Raw genomic sequence first — 19,677 nt, forward strand, 5'->3', positions numbered from 1 at the left:
AAACCTCATGTAGAGACGCGATTTATCGCGTCTTCTCTAGACCGAAAAATAAACTGGAGGTAAAAGCTGTGATTAATCAAAATTGCTGGAATTCGTATTTACCCTTGGGACTATTGTTAAACTTGGCATTGACAACAAATATCAGCGCTTTGGCTCAAGTAACAACTGACCAAACATTAGGAACACAAGTTACAAATAATGGCTCATTTTCTTTAATTGGAGGTGGCACAACAGTTGGTAACACCAACCTATTCCACAGTTTCAGTAGTTTTAGTATTCCTAATGGTGGTGCGGGAATTTTCCTCAACGATTCCAGCATTATCAATATTTTTGCACGAGTAACTGGTGGAACCGCCTCTGATATTCAAGGATTTATTCGCACCCAAGGCACTGCTAATTTATTTTTGATGAATCCTAATGGTATTATCTTTGGAGAAAATGCCCTATTAGATATTCGTGGTTCATTTGTAGCTACCACAGCTAATGCAATTCAATTTTCTGGTGGTGCTGAATTTTCTTTAACTTCACAAGTTACACCCCAAAATACTTTACTAAGCGTCAATCCTACAGCCTTTTTGTTTAATCAAATTGCCAATCAAGGCGCAAACTCGATTGAAAATCGAGGTATTTTAGCAGTACCAAATAATAAAAGTTTAATATTACTTGGTGGTCGTGTGTCACCTACGCCTGAATCTACAGGGCAAATCTTCATGGATGGAGGATTAGTTGCAGCACGAGGTGGTAGGGTAGAGATTGGTGGATTAAGCGCAGCAGGAACAGTAGGACTCAATATTGATAACAACAATTTCAACTTGACTTTTCCTGATGGTGTAGCGAAAACAGATATCTCACTTGTGAATGTTTCTAGTGCTTTTAGTTTTGGTGCAAGCACTGGTAATGTTATAGTTAATGCGAATAATCTCAGCCTAGAAAACTCCAGTAATATTTATACATCTATAGCTAGCAATCAAGGTACTCCTGAAACTAAAGCAGGCGATGTTTTCATAAATGCTGATGGAATTATTCGCTTAGAAAATGAAAGTTATATTGCTAGTCTTGGTATTGGGACAGGAAATACAGGAAACGTCAACATCTCTGCCCAATCGCTAGAACTTTATAATGGAAGTCAAATTAATTCCACTGCTACAAAAGGTAACGCAGGTGCGGTCAATATCAAAGTTGATGATACAATTTCTCTTATTAATAGCCAAATCATGAGTCAGGCTTTTTCGGCAGAATTCACACCTTCTTCAGAGGTAGTCAGATCCCAAACACGGACTGATGGCAGCAGTAGTGGTATTAATATACAAGCTCGAAATGTTTTGCTTTCAGATCGTGCTTTAATAACTTCTAGCAACATTTTAGCAGGCAAACCTGGAGATATTAAAATTAAAGCTGATGATTCAATTATTTTGAATGATACAGCGATAATCTCGTCAATTACTGACGGTCAAGAAAACGCAGGAAATTTATCAATTATTGCTAATCGCTTAATTCTAAATAATGGTTTCTCGAACATATCAGCAAGTACTTTTGGCAGTGGTAATGCTGGAAATATAGATATTAAAGTAAAAGAACTGAGAATGGAAAATAGGTCTTTTATCTCATCAAATGCATTGAACTCACAGACAAATGGTTCTGTTGGTAATGGAGGAAATATTAGTATTGAAGCAGAACAAGTATTTTTAAAGAATGGCGCATTTATAGCTGCTCAATCTGGAGGAGAAGGACAAGGAAAAGTCGGCCGCGGGGGAAACATAACTATTACTGCTAGTGATGGCATGGAAATAGATGGTACAGAAACAAATGTTTTTGCTACTGGCTTTTTAACCTCAAGCAAAGGTAATGATGCAGGCAATATAACTATTAATACTAAATTTTTACAACTCATTAGTGGAGACATAAGTGCTGGAACTTTGGGTGAGGGTAATGGAGGTAATGTTATTATCAATAGTACAGATGCAGTAGTTCTTGACGATAGCGTTATTACTAGTGAGATAAGAGAAGGTGCAGTGGGAAAAGCTGGAGATATTCAAATTAATACATCAAAATTTACCTTAACAAATGGCGGTCAAATTATTGCAGGTATTAGTGAGCCTAATGGAAATCTCCCTGGAGGACAAGGCGAGGGTGGAAATGTTCGCATTAATGCTGCGGATGCTGTAATTATTTCTGGACTAGATGCAGATGGGTTTCCTAGCTTAATATCAGTTAGAAGCAACAACGGAAGTATTGGAAAACCAGGAAACATTACAATTAACACAGGTTATTTCCGTTTAGCAGACAGGGGCGAAATCAGTGCTAGTACAAATAATTCTAGTGATGGAGGTAATATCACCATCAATGCTCGAACACTTGAAGTGTTGAATGGTGGACGAATTCTCAACTCAACTAGCAGTAGTGGGAATGCTGGTGATATTAATATAAATGCTAAAGATAGTATAACTATTTCTGGTACATTTGCTGAGAATATTAACGCAGCTATATTTGCAGGCACAAATCCCGATTCTATTGGTAATGGCGGGACGATATCTTTATTCACAAATAACTTCAATGTAGCTAATGGTGCTGCGGTGACTGTACGTAGCGAGGGACAAGGTATTGCAGGGGATATTAATATTATTGCAACAGGAAATTACACTGCAAATAATAGCTTTGTTAGCGCCAGGGCTGAACAAGCAGGCGGTGGGAATATTAATATTACTGCAAAAAACATTAGCTTGCGTAATAACAGTGATATCCGCACCGACCTTTCTACAGGTCAAGCAAATGGAGGTAATATTAACCTAAATGCTAACACTATCATCGCCTTAGAAGATAGCGACATTCTGGCATTTGCACCTGAAGGTAAAGGAGGCAATATTACTTTTAATACTCGTGCTTTATTAACTTCACCATTATACAGCCCGACGCAAACATCAATTGATGCCAATAATCTTCAGTCATTAGCTAATAGCGATCGCACCGATATCAACGCCAGCGGTGCAATATCTGGTAACATCATCGGTGTGCCCGATATCACCTTTATCCAAAATAGCCTCACGGAATTACAAGATAATCCCATTGATACTAATAGGCTGATTGCTAATAGTTGTATTGCTCGTAGTTCTAAACAAAGAGGGACTTTTTTGATTACAGGTATTGGCGGGTTACCTACTCGTCCTAATAATGCAGTAGCCTCAAATTATCCTACAGGTAATGTAGAAAATATCAGCAATAATAATAGTACAAATCGCCAGTGGAAAAAAGGCGATCGCATTATCGAACCACAAGGAGTGTATCGACTAACAAACGGTGATTTAGTGATGAGCCGAGAATGTCGTTAAAGTTATTTTTGAGATACCCGACTTCTTTAACAAGTCGGGTATCTGATTTTTCATAAAATTCAATAAAATGTAAATATATACTCACTCATCAACCTCACCAGTTTATAGGAAAATAGTATGACAATGAGCAAAACGGAAAAAATGGGCAAAGTAACTACCACAATCGCTATTAACAATCGAATTGACCAAATACTTGCAGAAAGAGGATTTATTCCAGCAGAACAAATACGTTCAATTACTTTACATGATGTTTTAGTTGACACAGGTGCAACCAGGCTGTGTTTACCTAAAAATATTATTCTTCAGTTAGGACTGCCTCTTCAAGGAGAAGTAGACGTTAAAATTGCTACAGGAGTACAAAAAGCTCGCATATTCAGAGAATTAAATCTTTCAGTTGAGGGAAGAGAAGGAACATTTAATTGTATTGAATTGCCAGAAGGTTCAGATCCTTTATTAGGTTTAATACCTTTAGAAGATTTAGGGTTAGAACCCGATTTGGTTAATCAAAAATTACGAGTTTTGCCAGTAGAAGGAAAAGATACTTATTTAATCGTTTTATAATTACAGCCAGACGCGATAAATCGCATCTCTTGTCTTAACCAAACACTTGTAATCCAATAGGCTTGGCTTAAGGGTTATTGGTACACATCATTGGTCTTTGAAGACGCGATAAATCGCGTCTCTACATGAGGTTTTTGGGCTTGTACTCTTGAATTCTTACACCTCAAAACGCCTGATACCGCAGCGAAAAGGTAAAACCATTATCTTGCAGAGTATTACCTCCACTATTCACATCAATTAGCGGAATACCATAATCTAAACGCAAATTTAAATCTCGAATTGGTTGCCAAATTAAACCTAATCCCAAACTTGCAAGGGTCTGTGAACTTGAATTAGTGCCACGATTATTCCATGCTGTACCGATATCAAAAAAAGGTGCGACTTGCAATGTATTGGAAGATGTTAAAGGAATCCGAGCTTCAACTGAAGCTGTAATTCCATTGTCTGCTACAAATTCATTTTGACGGTAGCCGCGGACTGTATCAACTCCACCAATACTAAGTTTTTCTAAAGATAATAAAGAATCTCCTGTGAGTTGTGCATTTAGTCTTGCTAATAAAATTGTTCCTGGTGATAACCGCTGCACCCATTGAAATTGTCCTAGCCAAGAAAAGAAACGTCCGTCAGTACCGGAATCGTTAACTGTAGCGTCAAAAGCATCAATACCAACACTAAATTGAGAACGTGCAGCTAAAACTCTACTAGCACTCCGTTCCACCCAATCTTGTGAAAAACGAATGACTGTCACTTTTGACAAACCGTTTTCTGGCCCTTCAGAAAAAGAAAAAGGAATGTCATTGAGTAAAAATGTTTGACTGCGGCGTAAATCTAACCCTAAACCAATAGCAAATTCGGATTGGGGTTTGCGGTACAAAGGCTGGCGATAATTAAGAGAATAAGTTTGTGCGTCACTTTTAATATCTAACTCACTAAATTCATCTTCAATGATGCGGCTGTCACTATTGTTGACGCGGAAAGCAAGAGTACCATTATTCGGATTTAGGGGAATTGTATAGCTGAAATTATATATATTCAGTCCTTCAGTAATTCCATATTCAGCAGTTAAACTATCCCCAAAACCCGACAAGTTATCATGACTGAAAAATATTCCTGCTTGGGTAGAACCAATACTAGGAGTTTGATTGTTCGCTACAAATACTCCGCCATGAAATGCAGGTGCTTCGGTAATTGTTACTTGTAAGATATTGCTACCGGGAGTGCTACCGGCGGTTAATTGTGCGTTTACCCGTTCGATTAAAGGGTCGAGTTGTAATAGTTGCAGTGCTTCTTCTAAACGTTTTTGATTTAAAGGTGTAGAGGAGGCTTTTCGCAGACGCGATCGCACGTATACTGGTTGTAATCTCCTTAATCCGCCTAGTTCAATTTTTTCTAGTCCACCTTCTACTACTTGAATTTCTACCACACCATCAGTCAGATTTTGATTATTGGGTAAAAATGCGCCACTGGTGACATAGCCATTTTTGATGTAGAGTTCGGTGATGTCTGAACGTAGTTGAATCAAGTCTGCAAAAGTCACTTGACGATTTTCAAATGGCTTGATTAACTCTGCAATTTCATTTTGTAAAACTGTAGCTCCCAGAACTTCGACTTTTTTCACCAGAAAACTTTCACTACTGGGAAAACTCGTATCCGGTGATGTTGGTGTCTCAGGAGGAGTCAGAATCTCTGGAGCAGCAGCAGGTGGAGTCGGCGAAGGAGTTGGTGAGGGAGTTGGTTTGGGAATTGTTTGGTCGAGGGTTTCTGGTGTTGTTGGCGGAATATTAACTCCAGGTGGAGGAGTGGACTGAGCAGATACAACACTTGGGAAAATAATTAAACTCAAGACTAGGGATATACTGTAGCGATTAAATCTTGGTTTTTTTCGCTTATTATTCAACTGTAAATCAATATTTCTCACAGATTTAAATTTAGTAATTAACACTGAAAAATATTTTTATATAACTTAAGTTAAGATTACCATACTGAGTTTTCTCTTGCAAGTAATTGAGGCTAATTTTGCTTTTATTTGAATGGCGATCGCCAATATTATCTTGATTTCTCTTTACTATCTAATAAGTCAAAAATAGAATTAAAATGTAGTAATTATGGCGGGCAAAAAGCCCACCACACAAGAATTTCACAGTGCAACAGCTTATGAACTAAATATCACTTTTCTTGATTTGCAATTGTTTGCAAATTCGCTATTCGTTTTTTGACTAATTCTTCATTGTCTTTGAGTCTAGCTGACTCATATTTGGCAAACTCTTGCACAAGATTTGAACCTACCTGTCCTAACTTTCTAGGGCTGGCTGATTTGAGGGCTTCAGCTAAGGCTTCATACCACAAATTCGCTGCGGCATAGGTATTGGATTTTTGTAACCCATTGTCTGTAGCCAATAATTTGTTTTCGATTGTAGATGGTATTTCTACAACTATAAATTCTGCTCTTTCTACTAAATCGTCTCCTGGACAACTGATTGCTACTTGCCAAAAATATTTTTTACCTACAGTTAATTTTGGATAATTTTCAGGGAGAGATACTTGGAAAATACCTGGTGATGTATTTTGTTTGATGGGGTTACTTAATGCGGTGACTGTATTATTGGAAACAAACTCAAAAATTTGAAATTCTATTTCATGAGAACTAGATACATAACCTGCAAAAGTAGGACGTGTAGAAGCTGTATAGCCAATGTATGTTTTAGGCGCAAGTAATGTCAGAGGAATTTGATTATCCGACTTCGGACATCCTCTACTACCTCCGCTTCTGGTGTAGTCGCTTGCAGGTTTGCGATCGCCTGGTCTAAAATTAGCACTTGCTAGTGGTGTTAAAAACAATAACAAGCCCACAACACAACTAGTTACTAATTTGACATTGATAGTTTTGTTAAAAAACTGTGACATTTTATGCCTCATATTTAAGCATAGGAATATTTAAATAAATTTACCACCCTCCAATTACTACTATTACTACTATTGCTATTTTCTTAATTTCCAACTTATTTCACAGACCGTTCCTTTGGGGGTAATGCTTTCACGTCTAAAATCACCTCCTAAGTTTTTGGCAATATTTCTCAGTTGTTTTGTTCCTTTATTTTCAATGTATGAAACAAGCCCCGGACCATTATCCTGAATTTTCAGAATATAGAAATCTTCATCTTTTTTGCCAATAGCTTCAATGCGTTTGACACCTTTAGCATGTTTCCCTACGTTGCATAAAGCTTCTTCCAGAAATAAACAAAGTTCTTGTTTATTATTTACACTCAAACATTTATCATCTACTGGTTCAAAAGTACGAATTTTAACTTTAATATTTTTTAAGTATTCTAGATCTTGCCGTTCAAGTGTGCTACTATACACTGCATAAAAAAGCTCATGTATTGGGCGTTTTAAATCAAGCTTTAACCCGCTACCTAAACGCAGACTTTCATCTTGAGATAAAGCCTCAAGCTTGAGATATTCCCCGATTTCTCGAATTTCATAATTAAGTTTTTCTAACTGTAATTTTAATTCCTCATGCGGCCAATCTTGAGCCTGCATCTGTCTCAAGACATTTGCTAAAGTTTGTAGAGGCCCATTATGAATTACAGTAAACGCATGTTCAATTGTATGTTGGCGTTCGTTCATTTTAATTTTAAATACTTGATTATTTTGATACAAAGCAAATGCAAAACCACTCAATCCTAAGCCATTTATTATTAAGGTTAATAAACCCGGTGCTATCGGAATCCACCAACCAAATGAAATTAATACTAAACCCAAACCAAATAAAGCTAAAGCTACTACTACAACTGCCAGTAAATTCTTCCATAAAGATTGGGCTAACCAAAAAAGAATTATCGGATAACAGCCGCAAACTATTATCCATATATATTCCCATTCATTCGACCAAACTTTTAACAGGGGTCGTCCATTAATTACTGCATTAATTATCTGCGAACAAGCGTGAGCATGAAATTCTACTCCATATATTTGCCCAGGAATTTTTTGATAAACAGTTGCAGAGGTATTGACAAAATCAGTGACACTAGTAGCGACAATCCCAATGATGACTACTTTGTCTTGTAGTAAATTTGAATTAAAATTTTGAGTTTTAATATCATTCAATGATAAAACGTGAAAGGGTTTTCTCCCAGCGCGAAAATTCATTAATATTTTTAATCCACTACTATTTTCTTTGACATACCCTCCACTATTCGATGAGAAACGAGGCAGTTCTGTAGTTTTAAATTTGATTGTATTTTTGTCAGTTATTCCAGTTTCAATATTAATATCTCGATGAGATAAATAAGCTCGTGCTAACTGTAATCCAAAAGAAAATTTATCTTCTTCAGGATTTTGAGGATTTTTAGGCGATGGTGTCCAAAGTAGGTAACGGCGATATTTATTATCCTTATCTACTACGATATCAGAAAAACCTAATTGTTTTTGCGTTAGTTGTGGCGGTGGTGAAATTGGATCTGGAGGTAATATTTTTTCAATACCAATGAGATTTTTAGAATTTTGAAATACTTCTACTAATTTTTCATGACCGGGTTCAACAGGTAAATCTCGAACTATATCAAGACCAATAGCGATGGGTTTATATTTTTGTATTTTCTGGATCAGTGTTGCAATTTCTTCATCGGGAATGGGATACCTACCAAGACTGCGGATATCTTCTTCATTAATACCGACAATCACAACTTTATCATCAGTTACTTCTCCAGGACGTAAACGTAAAAATGTGTCCAACGCCATCAATTCAAAGTCTTGTAAAAATCCATATGAACGTGCAATGACTATAACAATTAAAAATACTGCTCCTGGAACTGACGCCAATAGTAAAATTTTGATTTCATTTTGAATCCTTCGCCAATTAACCCACACCATAAAGATTTTTAAGGCAAAACTAATAATTCAATGAAGTTCCAAAAATCACCTTTTTTATCATAAATAACTAATCAATTAATCCTTCTTGTCTAGCGCGAATTTCTGTTTGAATACGGATATTTTTACCTTCCTTTTTACAGTCTTCTGGATAAAGTCCGAGAACGTCTTGAATTTTTGTCCAGTATGCTCTGACTGCACGTTCAGATCTATACATTCGTTCGGATATTAATTTATCTGTTAATCCTTCTTCAAAAGCTAATCTTAAAACTTCTAACCACTCTGGTTTGAGTTCTAAGCCGTTTTTGATATCTTGTGTATGAGTTGCGCCTTGGAGTGCTATGTAGACGCGAGCTAACATTTCTTGTTCTGATAATCCTTTATCAGCGATCGCAAATCCACCTTGATGCTCGTCAATCTCGTGTTTTATCCTTACCAAAGCCTTTACATAACTGCTTTGCACCATCAAATTTTGCTGGGGATATTGCTTGAGTAACTGTTGAATCAAGTTGATACCCGTATCAATTTGGGCCGTCATTCCTGTTTCTTCTGGTATAGATAAATCCATCACAATCAAGTCAAAGGAAGAAGTCGCAATCTTACTGAGAGCTTCAAATGCGCTTTTAACCTTAATGATATCTGCATTTGGATATTCTTGTTGCAATAAATTAAAAGTTGCAGTCAAGATTAATTGGTGGTCATCAATAAGTAGAATTTTCATCGCTGGTGATTGAGGTAAATCTTGACTTTTTATCAATTTATCAGCATAAACTCTAATCATATTTCTCTAAGCAATCAATTAACGTTTTATAACTTAATAAATATACTGCATACTGTAGGACTAGTATTTGATTTTTGAAATTACTCGTAGAGGCAGGGAACAGGCAATAGGCAATAGTGAAGAAGGGGATTAGAAGTGTACGGATTTTTTTCAGAAATCAAACCGGATTCCTATATAGGATCGGATTTCGGCTACTCTTTATTTTCATACTTACTTTATAAATAAGTTGTTAACCAGGCTTAGATTTAGCCCACAAGCTAAAGCCTGGGGCTATGAAACCAAGCCTGTCTATCCCTTCTACCCTAAAATGCAGACCGCTCGACGTAGCTTGCTTTCTCGTAAAGTTACAGAAATACTTCTCTACGAGAGGCTACGCCAACGCGAATACAGTAAAAGTTACCGTGAATGCTGACTGCTTTTAATAGGGTATTGTAATTTTTGCAACACATCTATCAAATGACAATGCAGTTTTCTGCAATCTTGCATACACCATCCTGCATCTAAGCAAGCAGCAAAGGTGCGTGAATTATATTAATGCTTTCTCTATTCTATTTTATGTACGTAAGTACATTACTAATCGTCAGAATTACTGCTAACAGATTAATCGACGTGGGGGCGTACAGCTTTACGCCTCTACATTCCCTCGTGATTCCAGAATTAAGGAGATAAATTTATGGTTACTTTTCCTGCTGATTTTCTATTTCCTTATCAATGGCATTTGTATAACCCTGGTGGTTTAGACCTTAACGTTGTTAATGTATGGGATGACTATACAGGGAATGGTGTTGTTGTAGGTGTTATCGATGATGGATTTGATTATCTCCACTACGACCTGGACGATAATTATGACGCAACAATTGATTATGACAGTATCGACCAAGATTTTATTCCCTTCGGAGATATCTATGAGGATAGCCACGGGACATCAGTAGCAGGTATTATTGCTGCTGAGGCCAACGGAGTTGGTAGTGTGGGTGTTGCTTTCAATGCAACAATTGCTGGTATTAGAGCGATTCCTGGCTCTATGTACACTGCGACTGATGCGCTGTGGCGTGCTGTGAATTTTGATGTTGTCAATAATAGCTGGGGTTTTGGAACCAACTTTTTTCTCGATAATTTTTATAATGCCCCAGAAACAGGACAAGCTATTGTAAATGCTGTTGCTAATGGACGTAATGGATTAGGAACAGCGATCGTATTTGCAGCCGGTAACGATCGCGAAAAAGGAGATAATACTAATTATCACAACTTTCAGAACTCTCGCCACGTCATTACCGTAGCAGCCCTCAATTCTGATGGTTCGGCATCTGCATACAGTACTCCAGGCGCTTCGATTCTGGTTTCTGCGTTTGGGAGCGGTAGTTATGGCAGTATTGTAACCACCGATCGCATCGGATATGGCGGCTATGATTACGGTGATTATAATTACAGTTTTAACGGCACTTCAGCTGCTGCCCCAATGGTTTCTGGCGTAATTGCTTTAATGTTGGAAGCAAATCCCAATTTAGGTTATCGAGATATCCAAGAAATTCTTGCCTATTCTGCTCGTCAAAACGATCCTTCTGCATGGGGAGCAGATTATATTTGGCAATTCAACGGCGCTAACAACTGGAATGGCGGAGGCTTACATGTCAGCCAAGACTATGGATTTGGATTAGTTGACGCTCATGCTGCTGTGCGTTTAGCAGAAACTTGGCAAAATGAAAGCCGATTAGACAACGAGCAGAGTCTTTCTTTTAGTTCGGGTAATTTAGGCTGGATTATCCCAGATAACAATAACGCAGGTATTAGCCATACGTTTACTGTCGGCGCAGATTTAGATATTGACACTGTTGAAGTGGAACTCGATCTGACTCATCCCTATCGCGGCGATTTGGTTGTTTATCTGACTTCTCCCAGTGGAACTGAAAGTGTTCTTGTTCACCAACCTGGCAATAAGGAAGATGATGGAGACAATATCGTGTTTAAGTTTTCTAGCACGCAACACTGGGGAGAAAACAGCGCTGGCAACTGGACACTCACAGTTAAGGATTTAGGCCCTACAGATATTGGTATCTTCAATAGTTGGAAATTAAATTTATATGGAGATGCAGATACTGTTAATGATACTTATTTCTACACCAATGAGTACGGCATTTATGCCGCCACAACTCTGACTGATACTTCCGGTATCGATACAATTAATGCTGCGGCAATTACTTCCAATTCTTTCCTCAACCTGACTCCGGGTTCTGTGAGTACCTTGAACGCAACAGCCCTAACTATCAGCGCCGAAACCGTGATTGAAAATGCTTTGGGTGGTGATGGCGATGACATGATTATTGGTAATAGTGCTGCTAACATTTTGTATGGTGGCAGAGGGGATGACATCCTGGTTGGCGGAACTGGCAACGATACGCTAATTGGTGGGACGGGATATGATTACTTCACCTTCTACTCTCCGAGTGAAGGAAGTGATACAATTAGTGATTTTAACACCCTTGATGATACTATTTTTATATCTGCGGCTGGTTTTGGTAGTGGACTGATTGGTGGTGCTGCGATCGCTGTTAATCAATTCGCTTTAGGTTCGGCAGCTACGACGAGTAATAGTAAATTTATCTTTAATCAAGATAACGGTTCTTTATTCTTCGATCAAGACGGAACAGGAGCGATCGCTCAAACCCAAATTGCTACTCTCAACACCGGACTTTCTTTGAGCAATGCTAATATTTACGTTTTTGCTTAGTTAACTTAACCACACAAGAAGTTAAAAATCAAGTTTGTCATCAATATGCGATCGAGAGATTTGAAATTAAATCAGAGGATAGTACTAAAATACTATCCTCTGATTTATATCGACATGATAATTGCAACAACTAAACAAAAGTTAATATTGAAATTTAATTTTTTATTACAAAAACCAAGATTTTGTATAACAAGTAACTTTTTGCTAGTAAACTATCGCACTAATATCACAATTTAATCATTGATATTGTCAACTTCCTATGAGTTGGCTAATTCATCAAGAAGAAAATTCATCAAATATATGACAAGAGAATTTAACCGCCGCAAGTTTTTAATCTTCGGATCTGTAAGTTTCACAAGCAGCATTTTTCTAAAAGCTTGCGCGAATAATACCCCAGTTGCTACAGAAACTGCTCCTCCGGCCGCTTCTCCTGTTGCTGCTGCTACTGGCGCGACTATCAAAGTAGGCATATTGCACTCCCTGAGTGGCACAATGGCTATTAGTGAAAAAAGCGTTGTTGACGCTGAAAAATTAGCAATTAAAGAAATTAATGCTAGTGGTGGTGTTTTAGGTAAACAAGTTGAAGCAATTAGTGAAGATGGTGCTTCTAACTGGGATACTTTTAGAGAAAAGGCAACCAAGCTAATAGATCAAGATAAAGTCGCTGTAGTTTTTGGTTGTTGGACTTCTGCTAGCCGCAAGAACGTCAAGCCAGTATTTGAGAGCAAAAATCACATGCTCTGGTATCCCGTACAATACGAAGGTCAAGAGTGTTCTAAAAACATTTTTTATACTGGCGCCGCGCCAAATCAACAAATCGAACCATCTGTTGATTGGTTGTTGAAAAATAAAGGTAAAGAATTCTTTTTAGTTGGTTCTGACTACGTTTTTCCTCGAACAGCTAACACAATCATCAAATCCCAACTAGAAGCTTTAGGTGGTAAAACAGTCGGCGAAGATTATTTACCATTGGGTAACACAGAAGTTACACCAATTATCACTAAAATCAAACAAAATTTACCTAACGGCGGCGTTATTTATAACACCTTAAATGGTGATAGCAATGTTGCTTTCTTCAAACAACTCAAAGGTGCTGGATTAACACCAGATAAATATCCTTCTATGTCTGTAAGTATTGCTGAAGAAGAAGTTAAAGCAATTGGTGTAGAGTATCTCAAAGGTCATTACGCTGCTTGGAATTATTTCCAAACAGTAGACACACCTGCTAACAAAAAGTTTGTTGCTGCTTTCAAAAAAGAATACGGTGAAAACCGGGTTACAAATGACCCAATGGAAGCAGCATATATCGCAGTTTATTTGTGGAAACAAGCAGTAGAAAAAGCTGGGACTACTGATTTAGAGAAAGTGCGTGCTGCGGCAGTCGGCCAAACTCTAGATGCACCTGAAGGTAAAGTGACAATGGATGCCAATCATCACATCTCTAAAATTGTGCGAATTGGCGAAGTCAGACAAGATGGTTTGTTTGATATTGTCTATGCGACGCCTGCGCCAGTTGAACCAGTTCCTTGGAATCAATTTGTGAAAGAAACTAAGGGATTTGCTTGTGATTGGACCGACCCAGCGAAGGGCGGTAAATATAAGAAAGTTTAATTTCTTATGTCATTAGTCATTAGTCATTAGTCATTAGTCATTAGTTATTAGTGAATAACAGATGATAAATGACTGATGGCAAATAAATGATATGAGATAATATGTAGGAGAAACAAGTGTTAGCAGGTTTTTTAGAGGCTATCTTTAATGGCATTAGTATTGGCGCTGTATTATTAATTGCAGCGTTGGGATTAGCCATTGTATTTGGATTGATGGGTGTCATTAATATGGCACATGGCGAATTGATGATGTTTGGTGCCTATACAACATTTGTTGTGCAGAATGGCTGTAAACAATTGGGCGGAGTGTGGTTTGAAGGTTATATATTTTTGGCTTTGATTATTGCTTTTATTTTCACAGCCTTTGTGGGATTAATTTTAGAAAAGGGTGTAATTCGCTATCTCTATGGGCGTCCCCTAGAAACTCTATTGGCAACTTGGGGAGTGAGTTTAATTTTTCAGCAATTTGTTCGCAGTGTGAATTGGGTTTTAATAATTGGCATAGCTATATTTTCTCTGTTGTTTTTTGGCGGGTTATGGATTTTAAATTCTCGCACAAATTTAGAAAGAGTTCGTAGTTGGGTTGTGGCGGTGTTGTTATTGCTATCGCTGGGGATAACAATCATCACGGGCAATTTATTAAGCCAAACTTATCAGCTAGCAGTAACTCAACCTTGGTTCGGCGCTCAAAATGTGGATGTAACTGCACCTACTTGGTTACAAGCGGGGATGTCTTTGGGTGGCGTGCAATTGCCTTTTGCAAGGTTATTTATTATTGCTTTAACAATCATTTGTGTGGCGGGTATTTACGTATTTTTGCAACGTTCTAGCTGGGGTTTAAGAATTCGGTCTGTGACGCAAAACCGCAGTATGAGTGCTTGTTTGGGTATCCCGACTCAAAAAGTTGATGCGGTTACTTTTGCACTTGGTTCTGGTTTAGCTGGCGTGGCTGGATGTGCGATTAGTTTACTAGGTTCTGTAGGGCCGAACACCGGACAAAACTATATTATTGACACTTTTATGGTTGTTGTCGTTGGGGGTGTGGGGAATTTAGCAGGTAGTATTGTCGCAGCTTTGGCAATTGGTACGGCTAATTTTTTAATCGGTTCTGGAACTTTGGCTTTGTTGTTGAGTTCTGTGAAACCTTTGGCAGATTTCTTTACCTTTTTTGCCACGACAAGTATGGCCAAGGTAATGGTATTTGCGCTGATTATTGTGTTTTTGCAGTGGAAGCCTGGCGGAATTTTCCCACAGAAGGGACGTACTGTTGATGTTTAAATTAAACGCACAGATGCAGAGAATGAAGCAGAAGAGAGGATTATTGATTGAAGTGGGAGCGGTGGTGGCGATCGCACTTTCCCTGATTATCATTATGCCACTGGTGCTGTCGGAGTTTCGCCTGAATTTGTTGGGGCGATTTTTATCGCTGGCGATCGTGGCTTTGGGTATTGATTTGATTTGGGGGTATACTGGTTTATTGAGTTTAGGACATGGGATTTTCTTTGGTTTGGGTGGATATGCGATCGCTATGTACCTGAAACTGCAAGTTCCAACTGGTGAATTACCCGATTTCATGGGGCTTTATGGAGTTACGGAACTTGCCACTTTTTGGCAACCTTTTTATTCTTTTCCTTTGACAATAGCTGCCGTGATATTAATTCCAGGGTTATTGGCAGGATTGTTGGGATATTTAGTATTTAGAAATCGCCTTAAGGGAGTTTATTTTTCTATATTGACTCAAGCCGGAACCATTGTCTTTTTCAACTTCTTCAATGGTCAACAAAAATTATTCAACGGTACGAATGGGCTGATAGATTTTACAACTTTATTTGGGGCAACAGTCAGCGATACTAAAACACAATTTGTATTTTACACGTTGACAGTGGTATTTCTCGCCGCTACCTACGGAATTTGTCGCTGGCTGACAAGCGGACGCTTTGGCAGATTGTTAATAGCGATTCGTGATGATGAAAGTCGAGTCAGATTTTCTGGCTACGACCCTACAGATTTTAAGGTGCTGGTGTTTGGAGTTTCAGGTGCGATCGCAGGCATAGCAGGAGCATTTTACACCGTTCAAAGTGGTTCTGTGTCACCCAGAGCGATGGATATTGCCTTTTCCATTGAAATGGTAATTTGGGTCGCTGTAGGAGGACGTGCTACTTTAATTGGCGCAATTGTCGGAACTTTATTAGTCAATTATGCCCGCACTTTTTTAAGCGAACAATTTGCTGAAATCTGGCTATTTTTCCAAGGCGCACTATTTTTGATTGTCGTAACAGTGCTTCCTGACGGCATAGTTGGATGGTTGCGTCGTCAGAATCTTTCTTTTTTCAAAGGCCCTCAAGAAATTGTTACATACCCTGCTTTAGAAGAAGACATCGAAGTGCAACATGAACGCGAAAATATTAGAAACTGAAAATGTAACTGTTAGCTTTGATGGTTTTAAAGCTATAAATAAGCTAAACTTTAGCATGGATGTGGGTGAGTTACGAGTAGTAATTGGGCCAAATGGTGCGGGAAAGACAACATTTTTAGATGTCATTACCGGGAAAGTGAAACCAACCATTGGGCGAGTTTTATTCAAAGGTAGAAACCTACGTTCTTTCTCCGAACATCAAATTGCGCGGTTGGGAATTGGGCGTAAATTCCAAACACCAAGAGTTTATCTAAATTTAACGCCCCGTGAAAATTTAGAAATTACCAACAACCGCAATAAAAATGTCTTTTCTACTTTGTTTGGCAGCTCTAGTATTACCGAAAAAAATAGTATTAAAGGCTTATTAGAAACCATCGGTTTAACTGCTAAAGCAGACATTCCAGCAGCTTTACTTTCTCATGGAGAAAAGCAACGTTTAGAAATTGGGATGTTAGTAGCACAGTCTCCTGATTTATTACTCGTTGATGAACCTGTTGCTGGTTTAACAGATGAAGAAACCTACAACGTTGGCGAACTACTTTTAGCTTTAGCTCAGAGTCATTCCATCTTAGTAATTGAACACGATATGGAATTTGTGCGTCAAATTGCTCGCAAAGTAACAGTATTACATCAAGGTTCGGTGCTGTGCGAAGGGAATTTTGAAGAAGTACAAAATGACTCCCGCGTCATTGAAGTATATTTAGGAAAACAGGAAGAATAAAGACAGTTGACCGTTGACAGTCAACCATCAACAGCCAACGACTTGAAGCAGAATAATTTATTTTTGGGAGTTCCCTAAGCAGTAAGTAATGCCTTCAATTCCTCAGTTTTTAATCTTGGCCCGTAGGATGTAACAACCTTAGAAGCCGCAGTTGATGCTAATTTTCCGGCTTCTTCATAGCTCATACCTTGGGTAATTCCATAGAGGAAAGCTCCTGCATACATATCTCCTGCTCCCACTGTATCTACGGCTTTTACTTGAGGTGCAGCGATTTCAATTAATTTATCACCATCAAATACTACTGAACCTTTGGAACCGCGAGTAATGGCAAATTTCTTACTCAATATTTTTAGTTTGTCTACAGCTACTTGAAAATCTTGTGTATCTGCTAGTCCTAATGCTTCACTTTCATTAGCAAAAATAAAGTCTAAACCAGGGCCAATGATGTCTAATAAACCATCTTTAAAAAATTTCACCATGTTGTAATCAGATAGGGACAGGCTAGTTTTTACTCCCGCTGTTTCAGCTATTTCTCTAGCTTTTATAGCTGCTTCTTTTCCTGTGGGAGAAGTTACTAAATATCCTTCAATATATAGATATTTTGAATCAGCGATCGCTTCTAATACTAATTCTTGTGTAGAAAATTCTCCAGTAATTCCCAAAAATGTATTCATGGTGCGATCTGCATCCGGAGTTACTAACACCAAACATTTACCTGTAATTCCTGATTGGCGATCGCCATTTTTTAAGTTAGTATCTACCTGACAGTTGAGTAAATCTTCTATGTAAAAGTCTCCAAATTCATCATTAGCCACTTTACAGGAATAAAAAACTTTTCCTCCTAGTTGACTAATTGCCACTATTGTGTTTGCTGCTGAACCTCCACAACTCTTACGACAATGAAGATTTTTGAGATTTTCCAAAATATGATTTTGATTATCTTCATCTAGGAGTGTCATTACACCTTTATCAATCTTTAACTGTTGTAGTAACTCTGGAGATACTTCGTATTCTATATCTACTAAGGCATTACCTACACCATAAACATCATATTTCTTGCCCATCGTTTATCTCCTAGAATAATTACTGTCTGACTTGAACAGAATTGATAATAACAGAATTCTTCCTCTCTGCGCCTTTGCGCCTCTGCGTAAACTAATGCTAAAAATCTCAAACCTCAACGTTTACTACGGCGAAAGCCACATTCTCCGCAACGTAGATTTAACCGTACCATCCGGTCAAATGGTCTGCCTCATCGGACGCAATGGTGTCGGTAAAACAACCCTACTTAAGACCATCATGGGTTTACTCAAACCCCGCATCGGTACAATTCACTTAGCCGAACAATTAATCAACTCCAAATCTCCAGACCAAAGAGCAAAATTAGGAATTGGTTATGTTCCCCAAGGACGAGAAATTATCCCCCGTTTAACAGTCAAAGAAAATTTGTTGCTGGGGTTAGAAGCTAGACGCAAACCAGTAAAAAAACCAGAAATTCCCGAAGAAATTTTTAGCTTATTTCCAGTGTTAAAAACCATGCTTTCGCGCATGGGTGGTGATTTGAGTGGAGGACAACAGCAACAGTTGGCGATCGCACGTGCTTTAATGGGAGAACCTCAATTACTCGTCTTAGACGAACCCACCGAAGGTATTCAACCCTCCATCATCCTAGAAATTGAAGCCGCAGTCCGTCGCATCGTCCAAACCACAGGCATTTCTGTTTTATTAGTAGAACAACACTTACACTTTGTTCGTCAAGCCGATTACTATTACGCCATGCAAAAAGGCGGTATCGTCGCCTCCGGCTCCACCGACGAACTCAGCCAAGATGTGATTCAACGTTTTCTAGCGGTTTAATTTCTGATATTTTTAACTCAATCGTATCAGAAGCAATCAAATCTGCTGCTTCTTCTAAAAGCTCATGTTGTTCCTTTTGAATTGCCTCTAAACGACTAGAAATTTCTGCCAATCTTAGTTGTTTCTTTTTTGGCAAATTATCAGGTGGTAAAACTGATAGATTATCAGCTGTTTTGGTATTTTTAATTCGCTGTACAGCAAAACTACCAACTTGAGTTAAAGAAAGAAAGCTAACTTTAATTAAACCCTGAAGTAACTTAAATGGAAATTGCAGTATTGACCAACTAGCTGTTTCGATGACGCGGACAATTGCTTTAATAATACTCCAAAGTAAAGCAAGCGCAAAAATCAGAATTACGACGCTAATAATGGGATGATTGGCTGCCCAACTGACTATTTGAATTAACCGCAAAATCACAGGGTGTTGTATCAGCCAATCATTAAAAGAAGAACTGATTGCTGTTTCAATTGCTCCCGATGTGCTGCTTTTCAACTGTTCAGCCGTTTGCCAAGTTTGTTCTAAACTTGTCGTCACTGTATCAATTGCTGTATTAGTCGTTGTAGTAGCTTGTGCTTTTAAAGATTCGCCAACTTGTTCTACTGAGTTACTCAAAGAATTAACGCTTTGGTTGACGATATCTTTCGCTGTTTGCCAGCGTTGTAAAACTTGTTCAGGCAAATTTATCTCTATGGGAAGTGCCATAAAAAATTTCATATAGGAATCCGGTTTGATTTCTGAAAAAAATCCGTACACTTCTAATCCCCTTCTTCACTATTGCCTATTGCCTATTGCCTATTGCCTATTGCC

At 38.2% G+C, this 19,677-nt stretch carries 15 protein-coding genes; 8 read left to right on the forward strand and 7 right to left on the reverse strand.

The window, feature by feature from the left end; all coding sequences use genetic code 11:
* The first annotated feature begins 68 nt into the window (after window positions 1–68).
* The gene (locus tag RMY63_RS30915) at window positions 69–3,326 is read left to right on the forward strand and encodes an S-layer family protein (RefSeq protein WP_322732349.1); all 3,258 of its coding nucleotides are present in this window, start codon (window positions 69–71) and stop codon (window positions 3,324–3,326) included.
* Between the two features lie 117 nt (window positions 3,327–3,443).
* The gene (locus tag RMY63_RS30920) at window positions 3,444–3,887 is read left to right on the forward strand and encodes an aspartyl protease family protein (RefSeq protein WP_322732350.1); all 444 of its coding nucleotides are present in this window, start codon (window positions 3,444–3,446) and stop codon (window positions 3,885–3,887) included.
* A 163-nt stretch (window positions 3,888–4,050) separates the two neighbouring features.
* On the opposite strand, the gene RMY63_RS30925 is transcribed toward RMY63_RS30920, so the two are convergent.
* The 4 genes from RMY63_RS30925 to RMY63_RS30940 form a co-directional block, all read right to left on the reverse strand.
* Window positions 4,051–5,805: a ShlB/FhaC/HecB family hemolysin secretion/activation protein gene (locus RMY63_RS30925; protein WP_322732351.1), complete on the reverse strand. Its 1,755-nt coding sequence runs from the start codon at window positions 5,803–5,805 to the stop codon at window positions 4,051–4,053.
* A 248-nt stretch (window positions 5,806–6,053) separates the two neighbouring features.
* Entirely contained in the window at window positions 6,054–6,791 is a 738-nt protein-coding gene (locus tag RMY63_RS30930) for a DUF928 domain-containing protein (RefSeq protein ID WP_322732352.1), read from the reverse strand.
* A gap of 75 nt (window positions 6,792–6,866) precedes the next feature.
* Entirely contained in the window at window positions 6,867–8,759 is a 1,893-nt protein-coding gene (locus RMY63_RS30935; RefSeq protein ID WP_322732353.1) for a CHASE2 domain-containing protein, read from the reverse strand.
* Window positions 8,760–8,826: 67 nt separating this feature from the next.
* Window positions 8,827–9,537: a response regulator transcription factor gene (locus tag RMY63_RS30940; RefSeq protein ID WP_322732354.1), complete on the reverse strand. Its 711-nt coding sequence runs from the start codon at window positions 9,535–9,537 to the stop codon at window positions 8,827–8,829.
* 673 nt (window positions 9,538–10,210) lie between these two features.
* Between RMY63_RS30940 and RMY63_RS30945 the strand changes: the two genes are divergently transcribed.
* Window positions 10,211–12,265 carry a S8 family serine peptidase gene (locus tag RMY63_RS30945; protein WP_322732355.1) on the forward strand — a complete coding sequence of 685 codons (2,055 nt, stop codon included), beginning with the start codon at window positions 10,211–10,213 and terminating at the stop codon, window positions 12,263–12,265.
* Window positions 12,266–12,522: 257 nt separating this feature from the next.
* On the opposite strand, the gene RMY63_RS30950 is transcribed toward RMY63_RS30945, so the two are convergent.
* Entirely contained in the window at window positions 12,523–12,735 is a 213-nt protein-coding gene (locus RMY63_RS30950; RefSeq protein ID WP_322732356.1) for a hypothetical protein, read from the reverse strand.
* 22 nt (window positions 12,736–12,757) lie between these two features.
* Between RMY63_RS30950 and urtA the strand changes: the two genes are divergently transcribed.
* From urtA to urtD, 4 genes are all read left to right on the forward strand, one after another.
* Entirely contained in the window at window positions 12,758–13,876 is a 1,119-nt protein-coding gene (gene urtA, locus RMY63_RS30955; protein WP_322732357.1) for an urea ABC transporter substrate-binding protein, read from the forward strand.
* Between the two features lie 116 nt (window positions 13,877–13,992).
* Complete coding sequence (gene urtB / locus RMY63_RS30960; RefSeq protein ID WP_322732358.1) at window positions 13,993–15,153, forward strand: urea ABC transporter permease subunit UrtB; 1,161 nt, start codon at window positions 13,993–13,995, stop codon at window positions 15,151–15,153.
* Window positions 15,154–15,175: 22 nt separating this feature from the next.
* Window positions 15,176–16,291 carry an urea ABC transporter permease subunit UrtC gene (urtC, locus tag RMY63_RS30965; protein ID WP_322732359.1) on the forward strand — a complete coding sequence of 372 codons (1,116 nt, stop codon included), beginning with the start codon at window positions 15,176–15,178 and terminating at the stop codon, window positions 16,289–16,291.
* Window positions 16,266–17,012 carry an urea ABC transporter ATP-binding protein UrtD gene (gene urtD, locus RMY63_RS30970; protein WP_322732360.1) on the forward strand — a complete coding sequence of 249 codons (747 nt, stop codon included), beginning with the start codon at window positions 16,266–16,268 and terminating at the stop codon, window positions 17,010–17,012. The genes urtC and urtD overlap by 26 nt, the downstream gene beginning before the upstream one ends.
* Before the next feature lie 74 nt (window positions 17,013–17,086).
* Here the strand turns inward: urtD and RMY63_RS30975 are convergent, their stop codons facing one another.
* The gene (locus RMY63_RS30975; RefSeq protein WP_322732361.1) at window positions 17,087–18,076 is read right to left on the reverse strand and encodes an adenosine kinase; all 990 of its coding nucleotides are present in this window, start codon (window positions 18,074–18,076) and stop codon (window positions 17,087–17,089) included.
* A 94-nt stretch (window positions 18,077–18,170) separates the two neighbouring features.
* On the opposite strand from RMY63_RS30975, the gene urtE reads away from it, so the two are divergent.
* On the forward strand, window positions 18,171–18,869 hold the full coding sequence (urtE, locus tag RMY63_RS30980; RefSeq protein ID WP_322732362.1) for an urea ABC transporter ATP-binding subunit UrtE: 699 nt from the start codon (window positions 18,171–18,173) through the stop codon (window positions 18,867–18,869).
* Here urtE and RMY63_RS30985 read toward each other — a convergent pair.
* Window positions 18,832–19,584 carry a hypothetical protein gene (locus RMY63_RS30985; protein ID WP_416212564.1) on the reverse strand — a complete coding sequence of 251 codons (753 nt, stop codon included), beginning with the start codon at window positions 19,582–19,584 and terminating at the stop codon, window positions 18,832–18,834. The two genes, urtE and RMY63_RS30985, sit on opposite strands and share 38 nt — an antisense overlap.
* Window positions 19,585–19,677: the final 93 nt, after the last annotated feature.

This window comes from Nostoc sp. ChiQUE01b, from assembly GCF_034531255.1.
Classification (GTDB): domain Bacteria; phylum Cyanobacteriota; class Cyanobacteriia; order Cyanobacteriales; family Nostocaceae; genus Nostoc.

Excerpts from the sequence above, each read along its gene's own strand:
- RMY63_RS30985 (WP_416212564.1), bottom strand. The coding sequence starts at position 19,584 with ATGAAATTTTTTATGGCACTTCCCATAGAGATAAATTTGCCTGAACAA.
- urtE (WP_322732362.1), top strand. The coding sequence starts at position 18,171 with ATGCTAAAAATCTCAAACCTCAACGTTTACTACGGCGAAAGCCACATT.
- urtC (WP_322732359.1), top strand. The coding sequence starts at position 15,176 with ATGAAGCAGAAGAGAGGATTATTGATTGAAGTGGGAGCGGTGGTGGCG.
- RMY63_RS30940 (WP_322732354.1), bottom strand. The coding sequence starts at position 9,537 with ATGATTAGAGTTTATGCTGATAAATTGATAAAAAGTCAAGATTTACCT.
- RMY63_RS30975 (WP_322732361.1), bottom strand. The coding sequence starts at position 18,076 with ATGGGCAAGAAATATGATGTTTATGGTGTAGGTAATGCCTTAGTAGAT.
- RMY63_RS30920 (WP_322732350.1), top strand. The coding sequence starts at position 3,444 with ATGACAATGAGCAAAACGGAAAAAATGGGCAAAGTAACTACCACAATC.
- RMY63_RS30930 (WP_322732352.1), bottom strand. The coding sequence starts at position 6,791 with ATGTCACAGTTTTTTAACAAAACTATCAATGTCAAATTAGTAACTAGT.
- RMY63_RS30935 (WP_322732353.1), bottom strand. The coding sequence starts at position 8,759 with ATGGTGTGGGTTAATTGGCGAAGGATTCAAAATGAAATCAAAATTTTA.
- RMY63_RS30945 (WP_322732355.1), top strand. The coding sequence starts at position 10,211 with ATGGTTACTTTTCCTGCTGATTTTCTATTTCCTTATCAATGGCATTTG.
- urtD (WP_322732360.1), top strand. The coding sequence starts at position 16,266 with ATGAACGCGAAAATATTAGAAACTGAAAATGTAACTGTTAGCTTTGAT.
- urtA (WP_322732357.1), top strand. The coding sequence starts at position 12,758 with ATGGCTATTAGTGAAAAAAGCGTTGTTGACGCTGAAAAATTAGCAATT.
- RMY63_RS30950 (WP_322732356.1), bottom strand. The coding sequence starts at position 12,735 with ATGCCTACTTTGATAGTCGCGCCAGTAGCAGCAGCAACAGGAGAAGCG.